The organism is Mangrovimonas sp. ST2L15, from assembly GCF_001280515.1.
Lineage (GTDB): Bacteria > Bacteroidota > Bacteroidia > Flavobacteriales > Flavobacteriaceae > Mangrovimonas > Mangrovimonas futianensis.
In genome coordinates this window covers 1,716,661-1,740,000 of the sequence record NZ_LBIQ01000030.1, presented here as the reverse complement: position 1 = coordinate 1,740,000, position 23,340 = coordinate 1,716,661, and the positions used below count along the sequence as shown (strand labels likewise).

Here is a 23,340-nt window from a genome sequence, read left to right as displayed (position 1 = left end):
ACTCCCCACGGCTTTTCGCAGCTTATCACGTCCTTCTTCGCCTCTGAGAGCCTAGGCATCCCCCATACGCCCTTATTTAGCTTATTGTACTTTTTGTCTTTTCAATGAGTTTATTATTGCTCGTTACAATAATTTATGTTTTTAGATATTTTCTATCTAATTTTCATGTATCTTTTTTCAATATGTCAATGAACTTATGCCCATTAGGGCTCGTGGAGAATATCGGAGTCGAACCGATGACCTCCTGCGTGCAAGGCAGGCGCTCTAGCCAGCTGAGCTAATCCCCCATTTCTATTCAGTAGTCGGTAATCAGTTAACAGTAATCAGTTAATCGATGACCTATACGTCAACTTGGGATACCCAACTTCTAAAATTTCCTTTCAATCTTGTAATGAACGTTTTCAATCCACAATTGCATCCGCAATCGTTCGCTGAAGATTCGTAGTCTCAGGCAGACTCGAACTGCCGACCTCTACATTATCAGTGTAGCGCTCTAACCAGCTGAGCTATGAGACTCTCTACTTTATTATAGATATCTTAATTAAATCGACAGCAGGAGAATAAACCGAAATGTGTATTTCCAACCTCTTAGTCGTCTTTCTCTAGAAAGGAGGTGTTCCAGCCGCACCTTCCGGTACGGCTACCTTGTTACGACTTAGCCCTAGTTACCGATTTTACCCTAGGCCGCTCCTCTCGGTGACGGACTTCAGGCACTCCCAGCTTCCATGGCTTGACGGGCGGTGTGTACAAGGCCCGGGAACGTATTCACCGGATCATGGCTGATATCCGATTACTAGCGATTCCAGCTTCACGGAGTCGAGTTGCAGACTCCGATCCGAACTGTGATAGGTTTTGTGGATTCGCTCCTGCTCGCGCAGTGGCTGCCCTCTGTACCTACCATTGTAGCACGTGTGTAGCCCAGGACGTAAGGGCCGTGATGATTTGACGTCATCCCCACCTTCCTCGCGGTTTGCACCGGCAGTCTTGCTAGAGTTCCCATCTTTACATGCTGGCAACTAACAACAGGGGTTGCGCTCGTTATAGGACTTAACCTGACACCTCACGGCACGAGCTGACGACAACCATGCAGCACCTTGTAAGTAGTCCGAAGAAAGATCTATCTCTAAATCATGCAACTTACATTTAAGCCCTGGTAAGGTTCCTCGCGTATCATCGAATTAAACCACATGCTCCACCGCTTGTGCGGGCCCCCGTCAATTCCTTTGAGTTTCATTCTTGCGAACGTACTCCCCAGGTGGGTCACTTATCACTTTCGCTTAGCCACTCAGACCGAAGTCCGAACAGCTAGTGACCATCGTTTACGGCGTGGACTACCAGGGTATCTAATCCTGTTCGCTCCCCACGCTTTCGTCCATCAGTGTCAGTACATTGTTAGTGATCTGCCTTCGCAATCGGTATTCTATGTAATATCTATGCATTTCACCGCTACACTACATATTCTAACCACTTCACAATGACTCAAGATTATCAGTATCAAAGGCAATTCTACAGTTGAGCTGCAGGCTTTCACCTCTGACTTAACAATCCACCTACGGACCCTTTAAACCCAATGATTCCGGATAACGCTTGCATCCTCCGTATTACCGCGGCTGCTGGCACGGAGTTAGCCGATGCTTATTCATACGGTACCGTCAGCTCCCCTCACGAGGGGAGGTTTCTTCCCGTATAAAAGCAGTTTACAACCCATAGGGCAGTCTTCCTGCACGCGGCATGGCTGGATCAGGCTCTCGCCCATTGTCCAATATTCCTCACTGCTGCCTCCCGTAGGAGTCTGGTCCGTGTCTCAGTACCAGTGTGGGGGATCCCCCTCTCAGGGCCCCTATCTATCGTAGCCTAGGTGTGCCGTTACCACACCTACTAGCTAATAGAACGCATGCCCATCTCTTACCGCCGGAACTTTAATATAAAAATGATGCCATTCCTATATATTATGGGGCATTAATCCAAGTTTCCCTGGGCTATTCCCCTGTAAGAGGTAGGTTGCATACGCGTTACGCACCCGTGCGCCGGTCTCAAAATAGCAAGCTATTTCTACCCCTCGACTTGCATGTGTTAGGCCTGCCGCTAGCGTTCATCCTGAGCCAGGATCAAACTCTTCATCGTTAAATCTTATAAATCTTTAACAACTTTAAGACTGAAAAGGGACTCAAAATGGTTTATTCTCTTGTTGTGAAAAGTACCGTTTCCAGTACCTTTCTACGCTGTCAATTCAATATGTCTATGAACTTTCTTATCTTCTTTCTTAACTCGTTTCCTCGTTAAGCGGGTGCAAATATAAAACCCTTTTTTTAACCTCACAATAGTTTTGATACTTTTTTTTTGAAAATTTTTTCGAGGACTGTTTTCCCCGTTTCCACTCCCAAAATACCAACACCTTTATAAGAACTTTGCTACTCATAACTCTCGCTATTTTTGCGGCTGCAAACATACAACCTTTTTTGATTCTACAAACATGTTTTTGATATTTTTTTTGGGTTTTTTTTGACCGGCCTAAAAACCAATCCCTTAACCCCAGTATCTCAAACTTTCTATGAACTTACGCTCCCGGTTTCCCCGTTTGCGGGTGCAAATATACCACCCTTTTTTCCTATACAACAAACTTTTTCAAACCTTTTTTTGAAGTTTTTTTGAATTATAGATCGAGTCTATTAATTATGAACACTTTAGCATCAAAACTATTTATCACCCCTTTATACCTTAATATATATTACACATTTTTACAGTTTAAATCATTTGGTTATATCTCTCCATTATCTTTTATCTTTTTATCTTTGCCATCTTAAAAGAAACGAAATACATACTATTATATATAATGATTCAAATTACCTTACCAGACGGGAGCCAAAAGTCATTTGAAATGAACTCTACTCCTATGGATGTAGCCAAAAGTATAAGCGAAGGATTAGCCAGAAACGTCATTTCTGCCAATTTTAATGGTACGAAGGTTGAAACAACAACCCCTTTAACAAAAGATGGTAGTTTAATATTATATACCTGGAATGATGATGAAGGTAAAAAGGCCTTTTGGCATTCTTCTGCCCATATCCTCGCCCAGGCCATCGAGGAACTTTATCCTGGAGCCAAATTATGGGTTGGTCCTGCCATTGAAAATGGATTCTATTATGACATTGATTTAGGTGACCAAAGTATAACAGACAAAGACTTCAAAAAAATAGAAGATAAAATGCTTGAGATCGCCAGAGGCAAGCACGATTTTAAAATGCGTGAGGTATCCAAAGCAGAAGCCCTTTCATATTATACAGGAAACAATGAATACAAAGTAGATCTTATACAGAACCTTGAAGATGGCACCATCACCTTTTGTGACCATTCTACTTTCACAGATCTTTGTCGTGGTGGCCACATACCAAATACAGGTATTGTTAAAGCCGTTAAAATATTAAGTGTTGCTGGAGCCTACTTTAAAGGTGATGAAAATGAAAAGCAATTAACCAGGATTTACGGCATCTCCTTCCCTAAGCAGAAAGACTTAAAGGACTATTTAGAATTATTGGAAGAGGCTAAAAAACGTGATCATAGAAAACTGGGTAAAGAACTAGAGCTTTTCACTTTTTCCCAAAAGGTCGGTCAAGGTCTTCCTCTATGGCTTCCAAAAGGTGCCGCATTGAGAGAGCGTCTTGAAAATTTCCTTAAAGCAGCCCAAAAGAAAGCTGGATACGAAATGGTCGTTACACCGCATATTGGTCAAAAAGAACTATATGTAACTTCGGGACATTATGCTAAATATGGTGAGGACAGTTTTCAACCTATTCATACACCAAAGGATGGCGAAGAATTTTTATTGAAACCCATGAACTGTCCGCATCACTGTGAAATATACAAGAGTAGTCAATGGTCTTATAGAGACTTACCTAAGCGCTTTGCTGAATTTGGAACAGTTTATAGATACGAGCAAAGTGGTGAGTTACATGGATTGACTCGAGTAAGAGGTTTTACTCAAGATGATGCTCATTTATTCTGTACACCAGAACAATTGGACCAAGAGTTTAAAAACGTGATTGATTTGGTACTTTATGTTTTCGGATCTTTAGGGTTTGAGAATTTTACCGCCCAAGTATCATTAAGGGATCCTGAAAACCCAGATAAATATATAGGTAGTTCAGAAAACTGGGAAAAAGCAGAACAGGCTATCTTAAATGCAGCCATAGACAAGGGCTTAAATTATGTTGTTGAAACAGGTGAGGCTGCATTTTATGGACCTAAACTGGATTTCATGGTTAAGGATGCCTTGGGAAGACAATGGCAATTGGGAACCATCCAGGTAGATTATAACTTACCTGAGCGTTTTGAATTGACCTATGTAGGAAGTGATAACCAAATTCATAGACCCGTAATGATCCATAGAGCTCCATTTGGAAGTATGGAGCGTTTTGTGGCTATTTTGCTGGAACACACCGCAGGAAACTTCCCGCTTTGGTTAATGCCAGAGCAAGCTATCGTACTGTCAATTAGTGAGAAATATGAAAATTACGCGAAAAAAGTTTTAAATTTGTTAGAAAATCACGAAATTCGCGCCCTAATTGACAACAGGAATGAAACTGTTGGAAAGAAAATTCGGGAAGCCGAAATGAAAAAAATACCGTACATGATTATTGTAGGGGAAAACGAAGAGAAGGAAAGTATGATTTCTGTTCGTAAACATGGTGGTGAAGATTTAGGATCTATATCGGTAGAATCTTTTGCCAACATCATAAACGAAGAGATTTCAAAATCCCTCAAACAATTTTAAAAGAAGTTTAATTAAAATTTTATAGCCATAGCAAGAAACAGATTCAACTCAGGTAGAGGAAGAAGAGTACAACAAGAGGATCAACATAGAATCAACTCTAAAATCAGAACAGAGAAAGTTCGAGTAGTAGGTGATAATGTTGAAAACGGGGTTTACCCTATTAAACAAGCATTAGCCTTTGCAGATGAGCAGGGTTTAGATCTTGTAGAAATTTCTCCTAAAGCAGATCCTCCAGTTTGTAAGGTTATGGACTATAAAAAGTTTCTTTACGAACAAAAGAAACGTGAAAAAGTTCTAAAGGCGAAAGCCACTAAAGTTGTTGTTAAAGAAATTCGTTTTGGTCCTCAAACCGATGATCACGACTATGATTTCAAAAAGAAACACGCTGAGAAATTCTTAAAGGATGGAGCCAAATTAAAGGCTTATGTATTTTTCAAAGGACGTTCTATCGTGTTTAAGGAGCAAGGACAAATCCTTTTATTGAAATTGGCACAAGACCTAGAAGAATTTGGAAAGGTTGAGCAAATGCCTAAATTGGAAGGAAAGCGTATGACTATGTTCATCGCTCCCAAAAAGACAAAATAAAAATCCTGAAAGTCAGGTTTAAAAATAAATAAGCGAAGTAAAAACTAGGAGAAGAAAATGCCTAAAATGAAGACAAAATCTAGTGCCAAAAAACGTTTTAAGTTAACTGGTTCTGGAAAGATCAAGAGAAAGCACGCTTTTAAAAGTCACATCTTAACCAAGAAGTCTAAAAAGCGTAAGTTGGCGTTAACTCACAGTACTTTGGTACATGAGTCTGATGTTAACAGTATCAAAGAACAATTACGTTTAAAGTAATATTGTTCGGTTAAACCATTTATTAACCCTGGAGTTAGGCCTTACAAGTACCTTTAAATAGGACGCCTACTACAAAATTTTTAAAATTATGCCAAGATCAGTAAATTCAGTAGCTAAAAGAGCCAGAAGAAAAAAGGTTCTTAAGCAAGCAAAAGGTTACTTTGGACGTCGTAAAAACGTTTGGACAGTAGCAAAAAATGCGGTTGACAAAGCAATGCTATATTCTTATAGAGACCGCAGAAACAAAAAGAGATCATTCCGTGCTTTATGGATTCAACGTATTAACGCTGGAGCAAGAGCTAACGGTATGTCTTATTCAAAGTTTATGGGACAGTTAAAAGCAAACAATATCGAACTTAACCGTAAGGTATTGGCTGATTTAGCTATGAATCACCCAGAAGCTTTCACAGCAATTGTAGATCAAGTAAAATAAGGCGCATCGCCTATTGTATAACATATTTCGCTTATTAATTAAAACCGGTTCCATTTGGGACCGGTTTTTTTATGCCCTTTTTCTTCATAAAGAATATAATTACTAAATTCATACTTTTCTAACTTGACGTTATCATTTGATCATGAAACCTAATTTAATTATTGTTTACTTCCTCTTTCTTAGCCATTTCCTTTTTGCTCAAACCACTCCCAAAGATTCTGTTTGGAATGTTGCCAATCCCGAAGGAAATTGGAATTTCAAAGACCTTGAGATTTCAACCAACGAAGGAACCTGGATGAATTTAGATATTAGCCCAGATGGTAAAACCATTGTTTTTGATTTATTGGGAGATATTTATAAAATGTCTATCTCTGGTGGAAAAGCACAAATTCTAAGAAGTGGTTTGCCTTTTGAAATTCAACCAAGATTTAGCCCGGATGGAAAAACCATTTCATTTACAAGTGATGCTGGTGGAGGCGATAATATCTGGGTTATGGATATCAATGGAAATAATGCCAAACAAATAACCAAAGAGAATTTCAGACTTTTAAATAATGCCATTTGGACTCCCGATGGGGATTACCTCATTGCTAGAAAACATTTCACTTCCACTAGGTCTGCAGGTGCTGGCGAAATGTGGATGTATCATAAATCAGGTGGTAGTGGTCTTCAACTTACCAAACGTAAAAATGACCAACAGGATGTCAACGAGCCCAGTATGTCTCCTGATGGTCGTTATCTATATTATTCGGAAGACATGTATCCGGGAGGTTTTTTCCAATACAATAAAGACCCTAATAGTCAAATTTATGTTATCAATCGGTATGATTTTGAAACTGGAACTATCGATCGAGTGACCGGCGGGCCTGGTGGAGCAGCAAGACCTCAAGTATCCAAAGATGGAAAGCTATTGGCTTTTGTAAAAAGGGTACGAGAAAAATCGGTCCTATATATACATGATTTAAAAACCGGTGAAGAATGGCCAATATATGATCAACTAAATAAAGACCAACAGGAAGCTTGGGCCATTTTTGGTGTTTACCCTAATTTTAATTGGATGCCAAACAATGAAGAGATTGTCTTTTGGTCTGGTGGAAAAATCAATAAAATAAACATTCATTCTCTCGAAACAGTAGATATTCCATTTCAAGTGGATGCCCAAATTAAAATAGCATCTCCCTTGAAATTTAAATATCCGGTTTTTGAAGAAAATTTCGAAGCCAAAGTGATTAGACATGCTGTTACTTCACCCGATGAATCTAGTTTAGTTTTCAGCGCGCTTGGTCATTTATGGATAAAGAAATTACCAAACGGCACTCCAAAAAGAATTACATCTGGAGATGATTTTGAGTTTGAACCTAGTTTTTCCACAGATGGAAAACATCTTGTTTATGTGACTTGGAATGATGAAAACCTTGGTTCCATATATAAGGTTTCTATCAAAGGAGGAACTCCAGAGAAACTGACATCAGAAAAAGGTATTTATCGCAATCCTTCTTTTTCCCATAATGGAAATAAAATTGTCTATCGAAAGGAAACGGGTAATAGTGATTTGGGCTTTACGTTTGATAAAAAGCCAGGGCTCTACACTATGAATTCTGATGGTACAGAAACTAAATTCATAATCAAAGAGGGGGATTTCCCGACGTTCAACTTGGAGGATAAAAGAATCTTTTACCAAACAGGCGGACAGTTTTTTGGAGATATTGTCAAGTCCCTCAAAAGTGTTAATCTTGATGGATTTGATTCAAGAACCTTAGTTAAATCTGATCATGGTAATAGAATAGTTCCCAGTCCAGATCAAAAATGGGTTGCTTTTATTCATTTGCACAAAATATTTGTTGCTCCCATGCCTGCATATGGGGAAACTTTAGACATGACAGATAAGACTAAATTTGTTCCGATTTCCCAAGTTTCTAAAGATGCTGGAATCAATCTGCATTGGTCCAAGGATAGTCGACAGTTACATTGGACACTCGGTGATCGCTATTATACCTCCCCTATTTCCGAAGAAATCAAGATTCAAGATGAAAGTATAGCCGTCGGGCTTCGGGTTGAATCACACAAACCATCTGGAATAATTGCTTTAACAGGAGCAAAAATAATCACAATGGAAAATGATGAAGTCATTAATGATGGAACCATCATTATTAATGAGAATGTCATTGAATCAATAGGTAATCGTGATGACATTAAAATCCCTAAAAACGCTAAAGTATATGACGTTTCAGGAAAAACAATAATGCCTGGAATGGTCGATGTTCATGCTCATGTTGGAGGGTTTAGGTACGGATTAACCGAGCAAAAGCATTGGCAATTTTATGCCAATTTAGCTTATGGTGTTACCACATCACACGATCCATCGGCATTAAGTGAAACCATTTTTTCTTTATCTGAATTACAAAAAAGCGGGGAAATTATTGGTCCAAGAATATTCTCAACTGGTATTATTCTATATGGAGCTGATGGTGATTTTAAAGCCGTTATAAATAATTTGGAAGATGCTCGCTCATCAATCAGAAGAACCAAAGCATTTGGAGCGCATTCCGTGAAGAGTTATAATCAACCACGAAGAGATCAACGCCAGCAGGTTTTACAGGCAGCTCGAGACGAACAAATTTTAGTAGTCCCAGAAGGTGGATCTAATTTTTTCCATAACATGACCATGGTAATGGATGGACATACAGGTATCGAACACAACATTCCAGTGGCTCCCGTTTACAAAGATGTTTTAGAACTATGGGGAAAAAGTGACGTTGGGTACACACCTACCTTGATAGTCAATTATGGTGGATTAAATGGAGAGTTCTTTTGGTATCAAAAAACCAATGTTTGGGAAAATGAAAAATTGCTGCAATTTACACCAAGAGGAATTATCGATGCACGCTCAAGACATAGAATGATGATTCCTGATAAGGAGTATGAAAATGGTCATATTTTAGTTTCCAAAACATGTAAAACTCTCTCTGACTACGGGGTAAAAGTCAACTTGGGTGCCCATGGTCAACTTCAAGGTTTGGGAGCACATTGGGAATTATGGATGTTGGAACAAGGAGGTATGAGTACCATGGAAGCACTGAAAGCAGCCACCATTAATGGAGCCGAATATATAGGTATTGATAATGAAGTGGGCAGTTTAAGGAAAGGCAAACTTGCAGATTTGATTGTTTTGGATAAAGACCCTTTATTAGACATTAAAAACTCAAATTCCATAATATATACAATGGTTAACGGACGATTATTTGATGCCAATACCATGAATGAAATAGGTAATCATCCTAAAGAACGCACCCAATTTTATTGGGAAAACAATAAGTACAACCAAGCCTTCCCCTGGCACGAAGAAAGCCAAAGTTTTCTGAATGTAGGTTGTAGTTGTCAAGGTAGTATGGAACATTAATGCCAAAAAATTAACGAAATAAAAACATTTTTATCACCACTAAATCATCTAAACAACTGTAATTTTGCAGCTTAACTGCATTATATGAACCTATCACAAATAAAATTAATTGCCACCGATATGGATGGCACTCTATTAAATTCTAAAGGACAAGTGAGCGAGCGCTTTTTTGAATTGTTTAAAGAATTAAAAAAGCATCAGATTCATTTTGTTGCTGCCAGTGGAAGGCAATACTATAGTATCACAGATAAACTTAATGGGATTACAAATGACATTACCATTATCGCTGAAAACGGGGCTATAACCAAGCAAAAAGAAGAGGAGCTCTTACTCATTGGTTTGAGTCATAAAGAAATTAAGAAACTGGTAGAATATTTGCGTGCTATTGATGAAATAGAGATTGTATTATGCGGAAAAAAAACAGCTTACATTGAATCTGAAAACTTGGATTTCATTGACTTTTTTAAGGAGTTTTACCATAAATACGAACGTGTTTCAGATTTGACTGAAATTAAAGATGATGATTTCTTGAAAATTGCTGTGTATTGCAAACACGGTTCTGAAGAGCAGTTGTACCCTTTGGTCAAACATTTTGAAAAAGATTTACAGGTAAAAGTTTCTGGAGAAGTATGGTTGGATCTTTCCCATCAAAATGCTAATAAAGGTTTTGCTCTATCAAAACTTCAACAAAATTTAGGTATTACTAAAGAGGAAACTTTGGTTTTTGGCGATTACAATAATGATTTGGAAATGTTCTATCAAGCAGCGGTAAGCGTTGCTATGGAAAATGCCCATCCAAACCTAAAAAAAATAGCTACTCATACCACTAAAAACAATGACGAAAACGGAGTTGAGATTATTCTGGAGCAATTATTACATTCTAAGAAGGTGACGGAATAATAAACTCAAATCCCGAAAGCTGTTAATACCAATTTACGGCTACCTCCATAATTCCTATGCTCACATAAATAAATTCCCTGCCAAGTACCAAGATTTAATCGTCCGTTGGTGATTGGAATTTGAACAGAAGCACCCATTAAGGACGCCTTAATATGTGCAGGCATATCATCAGGACCTTCGTAAGTATGGATGTAATAAGGCGTATTTTCTGGAACCATAACATTCATATGGCTTTCAAAATCTGTCCGAACCGTTGGATCAGCATTTTCATTAATGGTCAAACTAGCTGATGTATGCTTAATAAAAACCTGAAACATTCCCGTTTGAATGGATTTTATTTCTGGGAACTTGGTCAAAATTTCATCAGTTACCAAATGAAATCCTCTTCTTTTTTCAGAAAGGGAAATTTCTTTTTGAAAAACCTGAATCATATTAGGTCTTTTGTTTTTTCTTTTTGGCAGCGGGAAAAAGGACATTGTTTAGAATTAACCGGTATCCAGGAGAGGTAGGATATAAATCCAATTCAGTCCTAGGATCCCCTACTCTATGCGTATAATCTTCTGGATCATGTCCTCCATAAAATGTAAAAAATCCTTTCCCCTTAATTCCATGAATATAACGTGCTTCGCCATTGGTTTTGTTCTCCCCTAAAACCAAGACATTGCTTTTTATTTGATCTCTTGTAAATGAAGTAGTCTGCCCCATAAAGCCTTTTACCAAAGCAGTGTGATTTTGACATAACATAGTTGGAACTGGATCCCATTTAGCAGAAAAATCCATTAGTGTAAAATAATCGGTTTGCATAGGGATTTGCCTCTTTTGAGTCATGTCTATGGATGAAAACTCGTATACCATCGGACTTCTTTCAAGTGTAAAATCGGTAAAGGCAAAGGTTTTATTATAATCTATCTTACTTTGATAATTCGGTTCACTTGGATCGCCATCAAACATGGTTTCACAAATGTCCACCCCTTCGGCCGCCAAAGCAATATCAAAACTATCAGTGGCGCTGCACATAGCAAACATGAAACCGCCACCAATCACATAATCTCTAATTTTTAATGAAACCGCCAATTTCTCTTCAGACACTTTATTGTATCCGAGCTTTTTTGCTAAAGCCTCAGCCTCATTTTTCTCTTCTATATACCAAGCGGCTGTTCGGTAGTTCCTGTAAAATTTTCCGTATTGCCCGGTAAAATCTTCATGATGTAAATGCAACCAATCATACAACAACAATTCGTCATTAAGAACTTCTTCATCATAAACTGTTTCATATGGAATTTCAGCATACGTCAAAACCATGGTCACAGCATCATCCCATGGTAGTTTCCCTTTAGGTGTATATACTGCAATTTTGGGAGCTTTTTCCAAAACTACCGCTTCCATATTTTGACTTGGACTGCTAATTTCCTCTAAAATAGATTCGGTTTTTGAATTTGATAGAATTTCAAACGAAACACCTCTAATCTGACATTCCTTTTGAATTTCCTCGGTGTCAGGCAATAAAAATGACCCGCCTCTGTAATTTAAAAGCCATTTGACTTTCATTTGTTTTTCTAAAGTCCAATAAGTAATCCCATATGCTTTTAAATGGTTTTTCTGCGACTCGGCATCCATAGGCACCAATATATATGATGCGAAGGTGTTCAAAGACATCAAAAAACATAGTAAGAGCAATAACTTCTTCATTTTCTTTTTCTCCTTTTCGGAATTTATAGCATTTTTACTCATGAAAGATACTTAAAAAAATCCCCTTAAATCAGGTTTATCATAATTTTAACCAATACTGTATTCCTTTAAAATTTCATAATGTGATTGGCATTCTTTCAATAACTCTCGAAGATTTTCAGGGAATGGTTCTACTTTTGGATCATACTTTCCAAATCCATTTGACTGATGCACATTTTTGTACCAATATTTTGCCCAAACGCCATCTTCAGGTCTGGGTTCCGGTTCCCATGAAAGCATTTTTTCATCAAAAGGAATCCCTAATTTTTCGCATAAAAGTTTTAGGGTTCTCTTCGGATTTAAAAGCACCTGTTTAGAATCAAGCACTGTAAAATTAATGTTATTCTCTTCAAAGTACCTAAGAAGTTTTGTATGCATTGCGTAACCTATATCATCAATGGTAGGATTATCAATCACCTTGGCAAAGGAGGGAATCATTTCCTTTGGATTCCTTGTAAGTATGACATTTTGTATTTGGTTCATAAAACTTCGATCCAAATCCAATAAATGATGGGTCATGTTTTTAAAGAACAGAACAGGTTTACTATCTTCTGTAACCATCATTTTCACCACTTCTTCCCCATTATTGTTCTGGGATTTTAAGATATCATCGGCTCCTGGATGGTATTCTTTGGCCTTTGTATTTCTTAAATAATAGGCATACAAGGGTTCGTCAAAAACTTTTGTATCCTCCCTTTGAGCAAAAGAATACATCAAAGCGGTAGAAATATTTCTGGGTCCAGACCACAAAGCGATACGAGTAATTTCTGAGTTATCCATTTTGAAGTTTCTCAATTTCGTTTTGAATTAAATCTTCATAAAGCTGACTTAACTTTTGGGTTTTAATGCCATAGGTTCCTTCACCAATGATTCGACCATCGATTTTAACTACCGGAGTCAAACCACCAAAAGTTCCAGTTACAAAAGCTTCATCGGCCGAATACACATCAAAAAGTGAAAAATCCTTTTGAAAACATGGTATATTATTTCTTTCACAAACTTCAATGACTTTTTCCCTAGTAATTCCATTCATGCAGTATTGACCTGTTGATGTCCAGACTTCATTATTCTTAATTATAAAAAAATTGGTAGCATTACAAGTAGAAACAAATCCATTAATATCGAGCATAAGTGCTTCATCTGCACCAGCTTCAATTGCTTGTATTAGGGCTTGCACCTCATGTAATTTACTGTGGCAATTCAATCGAGGGTCAAGATAATCAGGGGAACCACGTCTAATAGTACTTGTGAATAAAGAGATTCCTTTATGTTTACTAGTCGAATCAGCAATTTTATATTCGGGAATAATGACCACATTGGGTCCAGAAATAGTCAGCCTAGGGTCTTGGGAAGGTGTTTTTTTGATTCCACGTGTCACCATAATTCTTACATGAACTTGGTCTGTCATGTCATTTTCTTCAAGAGTAGCCCAAATCATTTGCGTCAATTCTTCTCTGGAAAATGGCAAAGTCATTCCAACACTTGCTGCAGCGCTCCACATTCTATCAAGGTGATCCTTTAAAAAAACCAAAACACCATGATGCAATCTCAAGGCTTCCCAAATTCCATCGCCTACCAAATATCCACTATCAAAGACCGATATTTTGGCATCCTCTCGTTTAAAAAACTCACCGTTTATAGAAATTTTGATGTCCCGGTTTCTTGGGTCATCTAATGCATTATGCGTACCATGAACCATATTTAATCCTTTAAAAATATCAGCTCAAGATACATCTATTTTTAAATATGATTGGCAGAAAGAAGCTTGGAAATAATGCGAGTTTGCGGAAATTGTTCCAATATAATTTTTAGAAAAACAGTAATTGGGATAGCCATAATTAATCCGGGAACACCCCATATAAAGCCCCACAACATTAACATAATCAAGACGGTTACCACATTAAGAGAAAAAGATTTTCCCATAAAAATGGGTTCTAAAATAGAACCAAATAACACTTGAACGCCTGTTATTGATAAAATAAAGAACAACAAACCACTGGTGGGTTCCAGTTCAATAAAAGCAAACAGAGAAAGAAGGACAACGGTCACTATAGATCCTACCATTTGCACAAAATTAATGATAAAGGCAAATAGTCCCCAAAATATAGGAAAGCTGACATCAAAAAATAAACAAGCTAAACCTGTTCCTATTCCAGTTGCCAAACTAACCAAAAATTTAACTTCTATAAATACTATTAAATCCTTTTCAATTTTTCTAAAAGCCTTTACCGAGGTATGCTTCGTCTTTAAAATGGTGCTCTGTAAAACGGTATGAAAATTTATGGATTCTGCCAGAAACAACACCACAAAGAAAACCGTCATCAAAACCATAGTAATTGATTTTCGGAGAAAATCTAATGTAGGTATGATATTGTCTTTAACTGCTGATTGGGTTATACTTTGCTTATCCTTTGGAATCTGAATGTTAAAGCTAGTTTCAATATTGTCAACAAGTGCTAGTACTTTAGTCTCGGCCTTTTCAAAAAAACTGGATTCTGAATTTAAAATTTCTGTTCCTGAGATGTGAATCAGTTCAAATCCAATTTTCAATCCCCCAATAATTAAAAGAATCACCACTGATATACCAACAAATTTAGGCAGTCCTTTTCTTGAAAACCATCTCATTATAGGCAAAAAAAGCAATGCTATAAACATTGCAAAAAAGATGGGAATAAGAATAAACGATAAAAGTTTGAGCAAATAGAATACCAATGGAATGACAACTATAAGCAACAAAATGTTGGTGGTTCTTAATTTATCCATTATTTATTTCGGGCTATTAGAAAGGTACTTCGTTATCATCTTCATCTGGAAACTCTGGGCTACCAAATGCATCTGAAGGTGAACCAAAGTGATCTGATTTTATTTCATCACTAACAGAATTTATTTTACTCTGGAATTCAAAAGGTGAGTCAAAATCATCCAAATTATCAAACTTACCAAGATGACCAATAAACTTCAATCGAATATTTTCCAACCCTCCATTTCTATGTTTGGCAACAATAAATTCCGCCTGACCTTCGGTTGGTGAACGTTCTTCATCATCCCATTCTTCAATCTTGTAATACTCCGGACGGTAAATAAATGATACAATATCGGCATCCTGCTCAATCGCTCCAGATTCACGCAGGTCGGATAGCAAAGGCCTTTTACTTCCCCCTCTCGTTTCTACGGCACGCGATAACTGAGAAAGTGCAATTACTGGTACATTTAATTCTTTGGCAAGTGCTTTCAAGTTTCTTGAAATCATGGAAATTTCCTGTTCACGATTTCCTCCCTTTTGGGATCCACCGGCAGTCATTAACTGTAAATAATCAATCATGATCATTCTAATACCATACTGAGAAGCAAGCCTTCTAGCTTTTGCTCTTAGATCAAAAATGGAAAGAGATGGAGTGTCATCAATATACAAAGGTGCCTTTTCAAGGCCTTTCACTTTCACATTTAGCTGCTCCCACTCGTGCTTTTCAAGCTTTCCAGTTCTCAATTTTTCTGAAGACAAACCTGTTTCACTGGAAATCAAACGCGTGATTAACTGTACCGATGCCATCTCCAAAGAGAAAAATGCCACAGGAATATTTTGGTCTACTGCAATGTTTCTTGCCATAGATAGCGTCAAGGCTGTTTTACCCATACCCGGACGAGCCGCTACAATTATCAAATCACTTTCCTGCCAACCAGAAGTCAGTTTATCCAATTTTGTGAAACCCGTTGGAATCCCACTCAAACCTTCCTTATTTGAGATTTCTTCAATCTTCTTTTTAGCCTGAATTACCAAATCCAATGCAGACTCACTTGATTTCTTGATATTCCCTTGAGTAACCTCATAGAGTTTGGATTCTGCTCTATCCAAAAGATCAAAAACATCCTGAGTTTCATCGTAGGCATCCTCAATAATTTCGCTCGAAATTTTTATCAAACTTCTTTGAATAAATTTTTGAAGGATAATACGGGCATGGAACTCAATATGCGCCGATGATGACACTTTTTGAGTCAAGGAAATAAGGTAAAAATCACCTCCAACTAAATCTAACTTGCCATTCTTTTTTAATTGACTTGAAACGGTTAATAAGTCGATTGGCTCACTACCCTCAAACAATTGAAAAATAGCTTCAAAAATGTGCTTATGGCTTTCCTTGTAGAATGCGTCAGGACTTAAAATATCGATAACTTCATCAACACCCTTCTTATCAATCATCATGGCACCCAGCACAACTTCCTCTAAATCAATGGATTGAGGAGGTATTTTACCTCGCTCTAAATTAATTATTGTGCCTTTATCGATTTGAATGCCTTGGAGCTGATTGGGTTGTTTCATAAATACGAATGTATATAAATTGAATTAAAAGTTAGGTTTAATTCGGGTTGTGATTTTAACAGGCCTTCAACAAACTAACTGTTAATAACTTAATTATATTGTTAATAAGCATAAAAAAAATCTGAAATAGAACATTCCAGATTTTTGTCATCTATGTTTCAATGGTATTATCCTTTAAATACACCCATATTGGAGTATTTATCAATACGTTGATCAACCAATTCTTTTGGTGATAACTTTTTAAGTTCTTGATAATTTCTATCGATAGCATCCTTGACACTTAAAAAAGTTTTTTCTCTATCGCTATGTGCACCTCCAAGTGGTTCTTTAATAATCTCATCTACCAATTTTTGTTTCTTCATATCGGTAGCTGTCAATTTTAAAGCTTCGGCAGCTTGTTCCTTAAACTCCCAACTTCTCCAAAGAATGGAAGAACAAGACTCTGGAGAAATCACAGAATACCAAGTGTTTTCCAACATTAATACTCTATCTCCAACACCTATTCCTAAAGCTCCTCCAGAAGCACCTTCACCTATAATAATAGTTATAATTGGTACTTGTAGTCGGGTCATTTCAAAAATATTTCTTGCAATAGCTTCTCCTTGTCCACGCTCTTCAGCTTCCAAACCTGGATAAGCACCTGGAGTATCAATTAAAGTAACAACAGGAACACCAAATTTTTCAGCCGATTTCATCAATCGTAAAGCTTTACGATATCCCTCTGGATTAGACATTCCAAAATTTCTGTACTGACGGGTTTTTGTATTAAATCCCTTTTGCTGACCAATAAACATATAAGATTGATCTCCAATCTTACCCAAACCACCAATCATCGCTTTGTCATCTTTCACATTACGATCACCATGAAGTTCTAAAAAAGTATCTCCACAAATGGCTTTTATATAGTCTAAGGTATAAGGTCTATTCGGGTGTCTTGACAATTGAACACGTTGCCAAGCCGTTAAATTCTTATAAATATCTTTCTTTGTAGCTATTAACTTTTTCTCAATTTGCTTGCAAGTTTCAGTAACATCTACATCACTTTCCTCGCCAATCAACTCACACTTAGTTAATTGCTCTTCTAATTCTTTAATAGGAAGTTCAAACTCTAAATATTCCATTGGAGTTATCTTTTAAATTATAGTTAGCTTACAAATATAAAAACTTTAAACGTCTTATCGAGGTATGGATATTTTCTTTTTACGCTTTTTTAAATTTTTTAAAATTCCATTAACCATGACCACTGCAAAGACTAATGTAGCCCCTACAAAAAAATTAGGACTCAATTTATCTGCTTCTGAAAAAATAATAAGAGCTAAAATGATTCCATAAATAGGCTCTAAATTATAGGTTAAAACCACTGTAAAGGGACTGATATAGCGCATTACATAAACGGCTCCAATAAAAGCATAAGCAGTACAAACAGATCCAAGGATGAGCAAATACAATATATCCATTGGAATCAAACTATTAACCGTTGAAAAGGATTCCCTATTAAACAGGAACATAAATATGGTAATAAAAATAACACCACTAATAAACTCATAAAAGGAAATGGTGGTGGCAGTATAGCGTTCTAAAAATTTCCCATTAAGCACCGCAAATAGAGAAGATAAAAAAGCAGAAACAATACCGTAAATAATTCCTTCCAAATAATGGAATTCACTTTTCATGATGATAGCAACACCCGGAATTATCATAATTCCAAAAATGGTTTCATACCAAATTATTTTCCTTTTATATATAATGGGTTCAATAAAGGATGCAAAAAAAGCACCGGTAGAAAACATGACCAAAGCTATTGAAACGGTAGAAACCTTTATGGAATGAAAAAAAGTAATCCAGTGCAGTGCAATTATAACACCTGCAATAAAAAACTTTAAAAGATATTGTGGACTAACCTTAATATTTACCCTTCTTATCAAAATGTAAAAGTACATTAAGACTAATGCTATAATCATTCGATACCAGACTAAAGGAATGGCCTGCAACGAGATCAACTGACCTAAAATAGCAGTAAATCCAGCAATAAAAACCAATACATGTAAATGAAGGTAATTCTTGAGCTTATCGTTTGGCATTGTATAATAGGTAAAGAGCTAAAATACCAAATAATACATTAGGAAACCATACTGCGACCAAAGGGGGAAAGTCTGATTGGGAAGCCATCACGCCAAAGATTTTATCAAAAAACACAAAGACCATAGCAATACAAATACCGAATGCCAAGTTGACTCCCATTCCTCCCCTTCTCTTTTTTGAGGACACAGCCACGGCAATTACTGTTAAAATAAAAACAGAGACCGGTAAACTCCATTTTCTATATTTCACCAATTTATAACGACTTATATAAGAAGAGCCCCTAGCCTCTTCCTTGGCGATAAATCGATTCAGTTCTCCATAAGGTAGGGTTTCTGCTATGTATTCAACAGGCGTTAAATCTTCTAGATCAAAAGAAAACAACGTATCTTTTCTTCTTTCAGTTTCTAAAATATCATTGAACTGTCCTATTTTTCTCTTAGTATAGGTGATTAATTGATAAGTTGAATCTTCTGGCTTGTATTTAATACTGTTGGCGCTTATTTTATAAATCATTTTATCATTCTCAAAGTGCTCGAAAGTAAAATTTCTTCCAATATTCTGTCGTGGGTCAAAATCACTTACATAGATGTAATCATTCTCATTAATTTGCCTATAAACATCCCTTGTTTGCTGCAAATCATTTGCACTTTTTAAATACTTGTAAGTAAAGTCATTAAACCCCTTACTGGCCTCTGGAGCCAAGTACATACCTAAAATTAGGGCGAGAATAGCTACTACTGTTGCTCCTATTAAATACGGTCTTAGAAATCTTGAGAAAGACACCCCAGAACTCAAAAACGCAATGACTTCGGTGTTGTTTGCTAATTTTGAAGTAAACCAAATGACTGATAGGAATAAAAATAAGGGAAATAGGAGATGGGCAAAATAAATAGTGAAATTAACAAAGTATATAAGGACTTCATCAATTGGTGCCTCCCTCTCAATCATTTTACCAATCTTTTCAGCTAAATGTACTGTTATACCAATAGGTATAAACAGTAAAAGCATCACAAAAAAAGTGGCCAAATACCTTTTTAATATGTACCAATCTAGGATTTTAAGCATTACAATCTATTATCCATTTGTTTTACCATTTGATCTTTCCAAGTTGCAAAATCTCCGGCTAATATATGCTTTCTTGCTTCTCTGACCAACCACAAGTAAAATCCAAGATTATGAATGGTGGCAATTTGTTTTCCCAATAATTCATTTACTGAAAAAAGATGACGCAAGTATGCTTTGCTATATTCGGTATCTACATAAGTGATTCCCATCTCATCAATTGGAGAAAAATCATCTTCCCATTTTTTGTTTTTGATGTTTATGGTACCATGTGCAGTAAATAGCATACCATTTCTTGCATTTCTAGTTGGCATCACACAATCAAACATGTCGATCCCCAATGCTATGTTTTCAAGTATATTAATAGGGGTTCCTACACCCATTAAATATCTAGGTTTTTCCTCTGGCAAAATCTCACAAACTACTTCTGTCATAGCATACATCTCTTCAGCTGGTTCACCAACAGATAAGCCACCGATAGCATTTCCTTCAGCACCAACGCCAGCAATATATTCGGCAGATTGTTTCCTTAAATCCTTATACGTACTTCCTTGAACAATTGGAAAAAATGCCTGACTGTAGTCATAGGTATAGGGTACTTTTTCTAAATGATTAATACAGCGATCAAGCCACCTATGGGTCATGTGCATCGATCTTTTTGCATAATTATAATCACAAGGATAAGGTGTACATTCATCAAAAGCCATGATGATATCTGCCCCGATACTCCTTTGGATTTCCATGACATTTTCAGGAGTAAATGTATGATAACTTCCATCTATATGACTTTTAAACTTAACTCCTTCTTCCTTAATCTTTCTGTTGGCAGATAAAGAATAAACTTGATACCCCCCAGAATCTGTTAAAATATTTCGATCCCAGTTCATAAATTTATGCAAACCACCAGCCTTTTCTAAAATTTGAGTTTGAGGCCTAAGATAAAGGTGATAGGTGTTTCCTAAAATGATATCGGGGTTGATATCATTTTTAAGTTCTCTTTGGTGCACTCCTTTTACAGATCCTACTGTACCCACCGGCATAAATATGGGTGTTTCAATTACTCCGTGATCTGTAGTTATCTTTCCTGCTCTTGCCTTAGACTTAGGGTCTTTTCCGTTTAATTCAAATATCATACTGAAATTTCATACGGGCACAAAGATAGTCAACTACCTTATATATCATTCTTAATAAAATTTAAATTTAATTAAGTGTGTTTTTTACACTTTTTGTATCTTGCAATTAGTTAATAATTAGGGATAACTAATTTTGCCCTAAGACACATTTAAACTAATTTTGCAGACTGAAACTAAGAGATTTTAACATGTCAAACACACAACAATTAAACGATTTGGCTGTACAGGTTCGTAGAGATATTTTACGAATGGTGCACAAAGTAAATTCAGGCCATCCAGGTGGTTCATTAGGATGTACAGAGTTCTTGGTAGCTCTTTACAATGAAATCATGGACCGTAAGGAAGGTTTTGATATGGACGGTATTGGAGAAGATTTATTCTTCTTATCAAACGGACATATTTCCCCAGTATTCTACAGTGTATTGGCCAGAGCCGGTTATTTTCCAGTAGAAGAATTGAGCACTTTTAGACTTATTGATTCCAGGTTACAAGGACACCCTACTACGCATGAAGGGTTACCTGGTGTGAGAATTGCTTCTGGATCATTAGGACAAGGAATGAGTGTTGCTTTAGGAGCTGCTCAAGCCAAAAAATTGAACAACGACTCTCATTTAGTTTACAGTCTTCATGGAGATGGTGAACTTCAAGAAGGTCAAAACTGGGAAGCCATCATGTATGCTTCTGCCAAAAATGTTGATAATATCATCTGTACAGTGGATTTGAACGGACAACAAATTGACGGCCCAACAACCAAAGTACTCTTTATGGGAGACCTTAAAGGCAAATTTGAAGCTTTTGGCTGGGATGTTGTGGAAATTATTGACGGAAACAATATTGAGGCTATTTTAAAAGGGATGGAATTAGCCAAATCAAAAACAGGTCAAGGAAAACCTGTATGTGTGTTACTAAGAACTGAAATGGGTCATGGTGTGGACTTTATGATGCATACCCATGAATGGCATGGAAAAGCTCCTAATGACGAGCAATTAGAAAACGCTTTAAGTCAAAACCCTGAAACTTTAGGAGATTATTAATCCGCAATAAGAAAAACATGAAAACATACACATATACAGAGAAAAAAGATACAAGAAGTGGTTTTGGTGATGGTTTAGCTGAGTTAGGTAGAACCAATCCTGATGTTGTGGCCTTATGTGCTGATTTAACTCCTTCATTAAAAATGGGAGAATTTATCAAAGAAAACCCAGATAGATTTTTTCAAATCGGAATAGCCGAAGCCAATATGATGGGTATTGCTGCCGGACTAACCATTGGAGGTAAAATACCTTTTACAGGAACGTTTGCCAACTTCTCCACAGGTAGGGTTTATGATCAAATACGTCAATCCATTGCATATTCTGGGAAAAACGTAAAGATTTGTGCTTCTCACGCTGGTTTGACTTTGGGAGAAGATGGGGCTACCCACCAAATTTTAGAAGATATCGGATTGATGAAAATGCTTCCAGGCATGACCGTCATTAACCCTTGTGATTATAATCAAACCAAAGCAGCTACCATTGCTATTGCAGAGCACGAAGGTCCTGTTTATTTAAGATTCGGAAGACCTTCAGTACCTATTTTCACTCCTGCCGACCAAAAATTTGAAATTGGTAAAGCTATTCAATTAACAGAGGGAACTGATGTAACGATTGTAGCTACCGGTCACTTAGTTTGGGAAGCGCTTGAAGCCTCTAAAATTTTGAATGAAAAAGGAATTTCTGCTGAAGTTATCAATATTCACACTATTAAACCTTTAGACGAAGAAGCAATCCTAAATTCTGTTTCAAAAACCAAATGTATTGTGACTGCTGAAGAACATAACTATCTTGGAGGTTTAGGAGAAAGTGTTGCTAGAGTTCTAGCTTCCAAATTGCCTACTCCACAAGAATTTGTTGCTACCAAGGATACCTTTGGAGAATCTGGTACACCAGCACAATTAATGGTAAAATATGGCTTGGATAGTAAATCTGTGGCAGAAGCTGCAGAAGCTGTTATAAAAAGAAAATAAACCGCCTTTTCTTTCGTTTTAGTTTAAAACAAAACGGAATATGGCAAAACATTTTCTTGTCTGTGGCCTGTTATTAATGCTGGTCACGACTACAATACAAGCTCAAAATAGATCTGGCTTTGGTTTTAAAGCCGGAGTCAATTACAGCGCCAATGGGGACTATATAGAAACCATTGGCGCTGTTGCTGAAAAACCGGATCGAAACATTGGATACCACTTTGGGATTTTTGGTAAACTTGGGAATAGACATTTCCTAAAGCCAGAATTAATATTTACCCAAACGAAAAGTGACTACAACAGTGGTAGCTTTCAAATGCAAAAATTAGATGCTCCTTTATTGGCCGGATTAAAGTTTGGCCCTATTAGTATTTTTGCTGGACCCGCTTTTCAATATATTTTGGATACCGAATTTGAAGGTATCAATATTGATGATATTGAAAGTGATTTTACAGTAGGTCTAAATGTTGGTTTAGGTTTTAATTTGAATCGATTAGGAATTGATGTTAGATATGAAAGAGGGTTCGGACACAATGAAGCCGTATTTTTAAACAACAATGGTGTTTCAATGGGAAGAATAGACACTAGACCTGATCAATTGATATTAAGTTTATCTCTTGTTTTATAAATAAAAAAAGCGGCTTCAAAATGGCCGCTTTTTTTTATTCCTT

The 23,340-nt window shown here is 36.8% G+C and carries 19 protein-coding genes, 2 tRNA genes and 2 rRNA genes (1 of these 23 only partly in view); 9 read left to right on the top strand and 14 right to left on the bottom strand.

Annotated elements, in window-relative coordinates:
• From ZA07_RS11710 to ZA07_RS11695, 4 genes are all read right to left on the bottom strand, one after another.
• A 23S ribosomal RNA gene (locus ZA07_RS11710) occupies positions 1 to 87 on the bottom strand (it extends 2,734 nt beyond the left edge of the window).
• A gap of 126 nt (positions 88 to 213) precedes the next feature.
• A tRNA-Ala gene (locus tag ZA07_RS11705) sits at positions 214 to 287 on the bottom strand.
• 155 nt (positions 288 to 442) lie between these two features.
• Positions 443 to 516, bottom strand: a tRNA-Ile gene (locus ZA07_RS11700).
• 90 nt (positions 517 to 606) lie between these two features.
• Positions 607 to 2,124: ribosomal RNA gene (locus tag ZA07_RS11695) — 16S ribosomal RNA — on the bottom strand.
• The 16S and 23S rRNA genes sit together here with 2 tRNA genes alongside, the layout of an rRNA operon.
• Positions 2,125 to 2,833: 709 nt before the next feature.
• Here ZA07_RS11695 and thrS point away from each other — a divergent pair.
• The 6 genes from thrS (at position 2,834) to ZA07_RS11660 (ending at position 10,344) form a co-directional block, all read left to right on the top strand.
• Positions 2,834 to 4,771 (top strand): threonine--tRNA ligase, encoded by a 1,938-nt coding sequence (thrS, locus tag ZA07_RS11685; RefSeq protein ID WP_053971856.1) that lies wholly within the window; start codon positions 2,834 to 2,836, stop codon positions 4,769 to 4,771.
• 27 nt (positions 4,772 to 4,798) lie between these two features.
• Complete coding sequence (gene infC / locus ZA07_RS11680; protein ID WP_082316574.1) at positions 4,799 to 5,356, top strand: translation initiation factor IF-3; 558 nt, start codon at positions 4,799 to 4,801, stop codon at positions 5,354 to 5,356.
• A gap of 57 nt (positions 5,357 to 5,413) precedes the next feature.
• Positions 5,414 to 5,611, top strand: coding sequence for a 50S ribosomal protein L35 (gene rpmI / locus ZA07_RS11675; protein WP_053971854.1), 198 nt, complete (start codon positions 5,414 to 5,416; stop codon positions 5,609 to 5,611).
• 88 nt (positions 5,612 to 5,699) lie between these two features.
• Positions 5,700 to 6,044, top strand: a complete 345-nt coding sequence (gene rplT, locus ZA07_RS11670) for a 50S ribosomal protein L20 (protein ID WP_053971853.1) — start codon at positions 5,700 to 5,702, stop codon at positions 6,042 to 6,044.
• 142 nt (positions 6,045 to 6,186) lie between these two features.
• Positions 6,187 to 9,444 carry an amidohydrolase family protein gene (locus tag ZA07_RS11665; protein ID WP_053971852.1) on the top strand — a complete coding sequence of 1,086 codons (3,258 nt, stop codon included), beginning with the start codon at positions 6,187 to 6,189 and terminating at the stop codon, positions 9,442 to 9,444.
• Positions 9,445 to 9,528: 84 nt separating this feature from the next.
• The gene (locus ZA07_RS11660) at positions 9,529 to 10,344 is read left to right on the top strand and encodes a Cof-type HAD-IIB family hydrolase (protein ID WP_053971851.1); all 816 of its coding nucleotides are present in this window, start codon (positions 9,529 to 9,531) and stop codon (positions 10,342 to 10,344) included.
• A 5-nt stretch (positions 10,345 to 10,349) separates the two neighbouring features.
• On the opposite strand, the gene ZA07_RS11655 is transcribed toward ZA07_RS11660, so the two are convergent.
• The 10 genes from ZA07_RS11655 to tgt form a co-directional block, all read right to left on the bottom strand.
• A complete protein-coding gene (locus tag ZA07_RS11655; protein ID WP_157492143.1) occupies positions 10,350 to 10,772 on the bottom strand; it encodes a secondary thiamine-phosphate synthase enzyme YjbQ in 423 nt (140 codons plus the stop codon).
• Between the two features lie 4 nt (positions 10,773 to 10,776).
• Positions 10,777 to 11,961, bottom strand: a complete 1,185-nt coding sequence (locus tag ZA07_RS11650) for a hypothetical protein (RefSeq protein WP_053972133.1) — start codon at positions 11,959 to 11,961, stop codon at positions 10,777 to 10,779.
• A 159-nt stretch (positions 11,962 to 12,120) separates the two neighbouring features.
• Positions 12,121 to 12,852 carry a sulfotransferase family protein gene (locus tag ZA07_RS11645; RefSeq protein WP_231628672.1) on the bottom strand — a complete coding sequence of 244 codons (732 nt, stop codon included), beginning with the start codon at positions 12,850 to 12,852 and terminating at the stop codon, positions 12,121 to 12,123.
• Positions 12,845 to 13,771: an aminotransferase class IV gene (locus ZA07_RS11640; RefSeq protein ID WP_053971849.1), complete on the bottom strand. Its 927-nt coding sequence runs from the start codon at positions 13,769 to 13,771 to the stop codon at positions 12,845 to 12,847. The genes ZA07_RS11645 and ZA07_RS11640 overlap by 8 nt, the downstream gene beginning before the upstream one ends.
• 41 nt (positions 13,772 to 13,812) lie before the next feature.
• Complete coding sequence (locus ZA07_RS11635; protein ID WP_053971848.1) at positions 13,813 to 14,835, bottom strand: AI-2E family transporter; 1,023 nt, start codon at positions 14,833 to 14,835, stop codon at positions 13,813 to 13,815.
• 16 nt (positions 14,836 to 14,851) lie between these two features.
• Positions 14,852 to 16,390 (bottom strand): replicative DNA helicase, encoded by a 1,539-nt coding sequence (dnaB, locus tag ZA07_RS11630; RefSeq protein WP_053971847.1) that lies wholly within the window; start codon positions 16,388 to 16,390, stop codon positions 14,852 to 14,854.
• Between the two features lie 167 nt (positions 16,391 to 16,557).
• Positions 16,558 to 17,511: an acetyl-CoA carboxylase carboxyltransferase subunit alpha gene (locus tag ZA07_RS11625; RefSeq protein WP_053971846.1), complete on the bottom strand. Its 954-nt coding sequence runs from the start codon at positions 17,509 to 17,511 to the stop codon at positions 16,558 to 16,560.
• A gap of 54 nt (positions 17,512 to 17,565) precedes the next feature.
• Positions 17,566 to 18,471 carry a DMT family transporter gene (locus tag ZA07_RS11620; protein WP_053971845.1) on the bottom strand — a complete coding sequence of 302 codons (906 nt, stop codon included), beginning with the start codon at positions 18,469 to 18,471 and terminating at the stop codon, positions 17,566 to 17,568.
• Entirely contained in the window at positions 18,458 to 19,537 is a 1,080-nt protein-coding gene (locus tag ZA07_RS11615; protein WP_082316573.1) for an LptF/LptG family permease, read from the bottom strand. The genes ZA07_RS11620 and ZA07_RS11615 overlap by 14 nt, the downstream gene beginning before the upstream one ends.
• Positions 19,537 to 20,667, bottom strand: coding sequence for a tRNA guanosine(34) transglycosylase Tgt (gene tgt / locus ZA07_RS11610; RefSeq protein WP_053971844.1), 1,131 nt, complete (start codon positions 20,665 to 20,667; stop codon positions 19,537 to 19,539). The genes ZA07_RS11615 and tgt overlap by 1 nt, the downstream gene beginning before the upstream one ends.
• A 188-nt stretch (positions 20,668 to 20,855) precedes the next feature.
• Here tgt and ZA07_RS11605 point away from each other — a divergent pair, with 188 nt between their 5' ends.
• From ZA07_RS11605 to ZA07_RS11595, 3 genes are read left to right on the top strand one after another with little or no spacing between them, the layout of a single operon-like run.
• Entirely contained in the window at positions 20,856 to 21,701 is an 846-nt protein-coding gene (locus ZA07_RS11605) for a transketolase (protein ID WP_053971843.1), read from the top strand.
• Between the two features lie 17 nt (positions 21,702 to 21,718).
• Positions 21,719 to 22,672, top strand: a complete 954-nt coding sequence (locus ZA07_RS11600; protein ID WP_053971842.1) for a transketolase family protein — start codon at positions 21,719 to 21,721, stop codon at positions 22,670 to 22,672.
• A 40-nt stretch (positions 22,673 to 22,712) separates the two neighbouring features.
• On the top strand, positions 22,713 to 23,297 hold the full coding sequence (locus tag ZA07_RS11595; RefSeq protein ID WP_053971841.1) for an outer membrane beta-barrel protein: 585 nt from the start codon (positions 22,713 to 22,715) through the stop codon (positions 23,295 to 23,297).
• The last annotated feature ends 43 nt before the right edge of the window (positions 23,298 to 23,340 follow it).

Excerpts from the sequence above, each read along its gene's own strand:
- thrS (WP_053971856.1), top strand. The coding sequence starts at position 2,834 with ATGATTCAAATTACCTTACCAGACGGGAGCCAAAAGTCATTTGAAATG.
- rpmI (WP_053971854.1), top strand. The coding sequence starts at position 5,414 with ATGCCTAAAATGAAGACAAAATCTAGTGCCAAAAAACGTTTTAAGTTA.
- rplT (WP_053971853.1), top strand. The coding sequence starts at position 5,700 with ATGCCAAGATCAGTAAATTCAGTAGCTAAAAGAGCCAGAAGAAAAAAG.
- ZA07_RS11665 (WP_053971852.1), top strand. The coding sequence starts at position 6,187 with ATGAAACCTAATTTAATTATTGTTTACTTCCTCTTTCTTAGCCATTTC.
- ZA07_RS11660 (WP_053971851.1), top strand. The coding sequence starts at position 9,529 with ATGAACCTATCACAAATAAAATTAATTGCCACCGATATGGATGGCACT.
- ZA07_RS11650 (WP_053972133.1), bottom strand. The coding sequence starts at position 11,961 with ATGGATGCCGAGTCGCAGAAAAACCATTTAAAAGCATATGGGATTACT.
- ZA07_RS11645 (WP_231628672.1), bottom strand. The coding sequence starts at position 12,852 with ATGGATAACTCAGAAATTACTCGTATCGCTTTGTGGTCTGGACCCAGA.
- ZA07_RS11640 (WP_053971849.1), bottom strand. The coding sequence starts at position 13,771 with ATGGTTCATGGTACGCATAATGCATTAGATGACCCAAGAAACCGGGAC.
- ZA07_RS11635 (WP_053971848.1), bottom strand. The coding sequence starts at position 14,835 with ATGGATAAATTAAGAACCACCAACATTTTGTTGCTTATAGTTGTCATT.
- dnaB (WP_053971847.1), bottom strand. The coding sequence starts at position 16,390 with ATGAAACAACCCAATCAGCTCCAAGGCATTCAAATCGATAAAGGCACA.
- ZA07_RS11625 (WP_053971846.1), bottom strand. The coding sequence starts at position 17,511 with ATGGAATATTTAGAGTTTGAACTTCCTATTAAAGAATTAGAAGAGCAA.
- ZA07_RS11620 (WP_053971845.1), bottom strand. The coding sequence starts at position 18,471 with ATGCCAAACGATAAGCTCAAGAATTACCTTCATTTACATGTATTGGTT.
- ZA07_RS11615 (WP_082316573.1), bottom strand. The coding sequence starts at position 19,537 with ATGCTTAAAATCCTAGATTGGTACATATTAAAAAGGTATTTGGCCACT.
- tgt (WP_053971844.1), bottom strand. The coding sequence starts at position 20,667 with ATGATATTTGAATTAAACGGAAAAGACCCTAAGTCTAAGGCAAGAGCA.
- ZA07_RS11605 (WP_053971843.1), top strand. The coding sequence starts at position 20,856 with ATGTCAAACACACAACAATTAAACGATTTGGCTGTACAGGTTCGTAGA.
- ZA07_RS11600 (WP_053971842.1), top strand. The coding sequence starts at position 21,719 with ATGAAAACATACACATATACAGAGAAAAAAGATACAAGAAGTGGTTTT.
- ZA07_RS11595 (WP_053971841.1), top strand. The coding sequence starts at position 22,713 with ATGGCAAAACATTTTCTTGTCTGTGGCCTGTTATTAATGCTGGTCACG.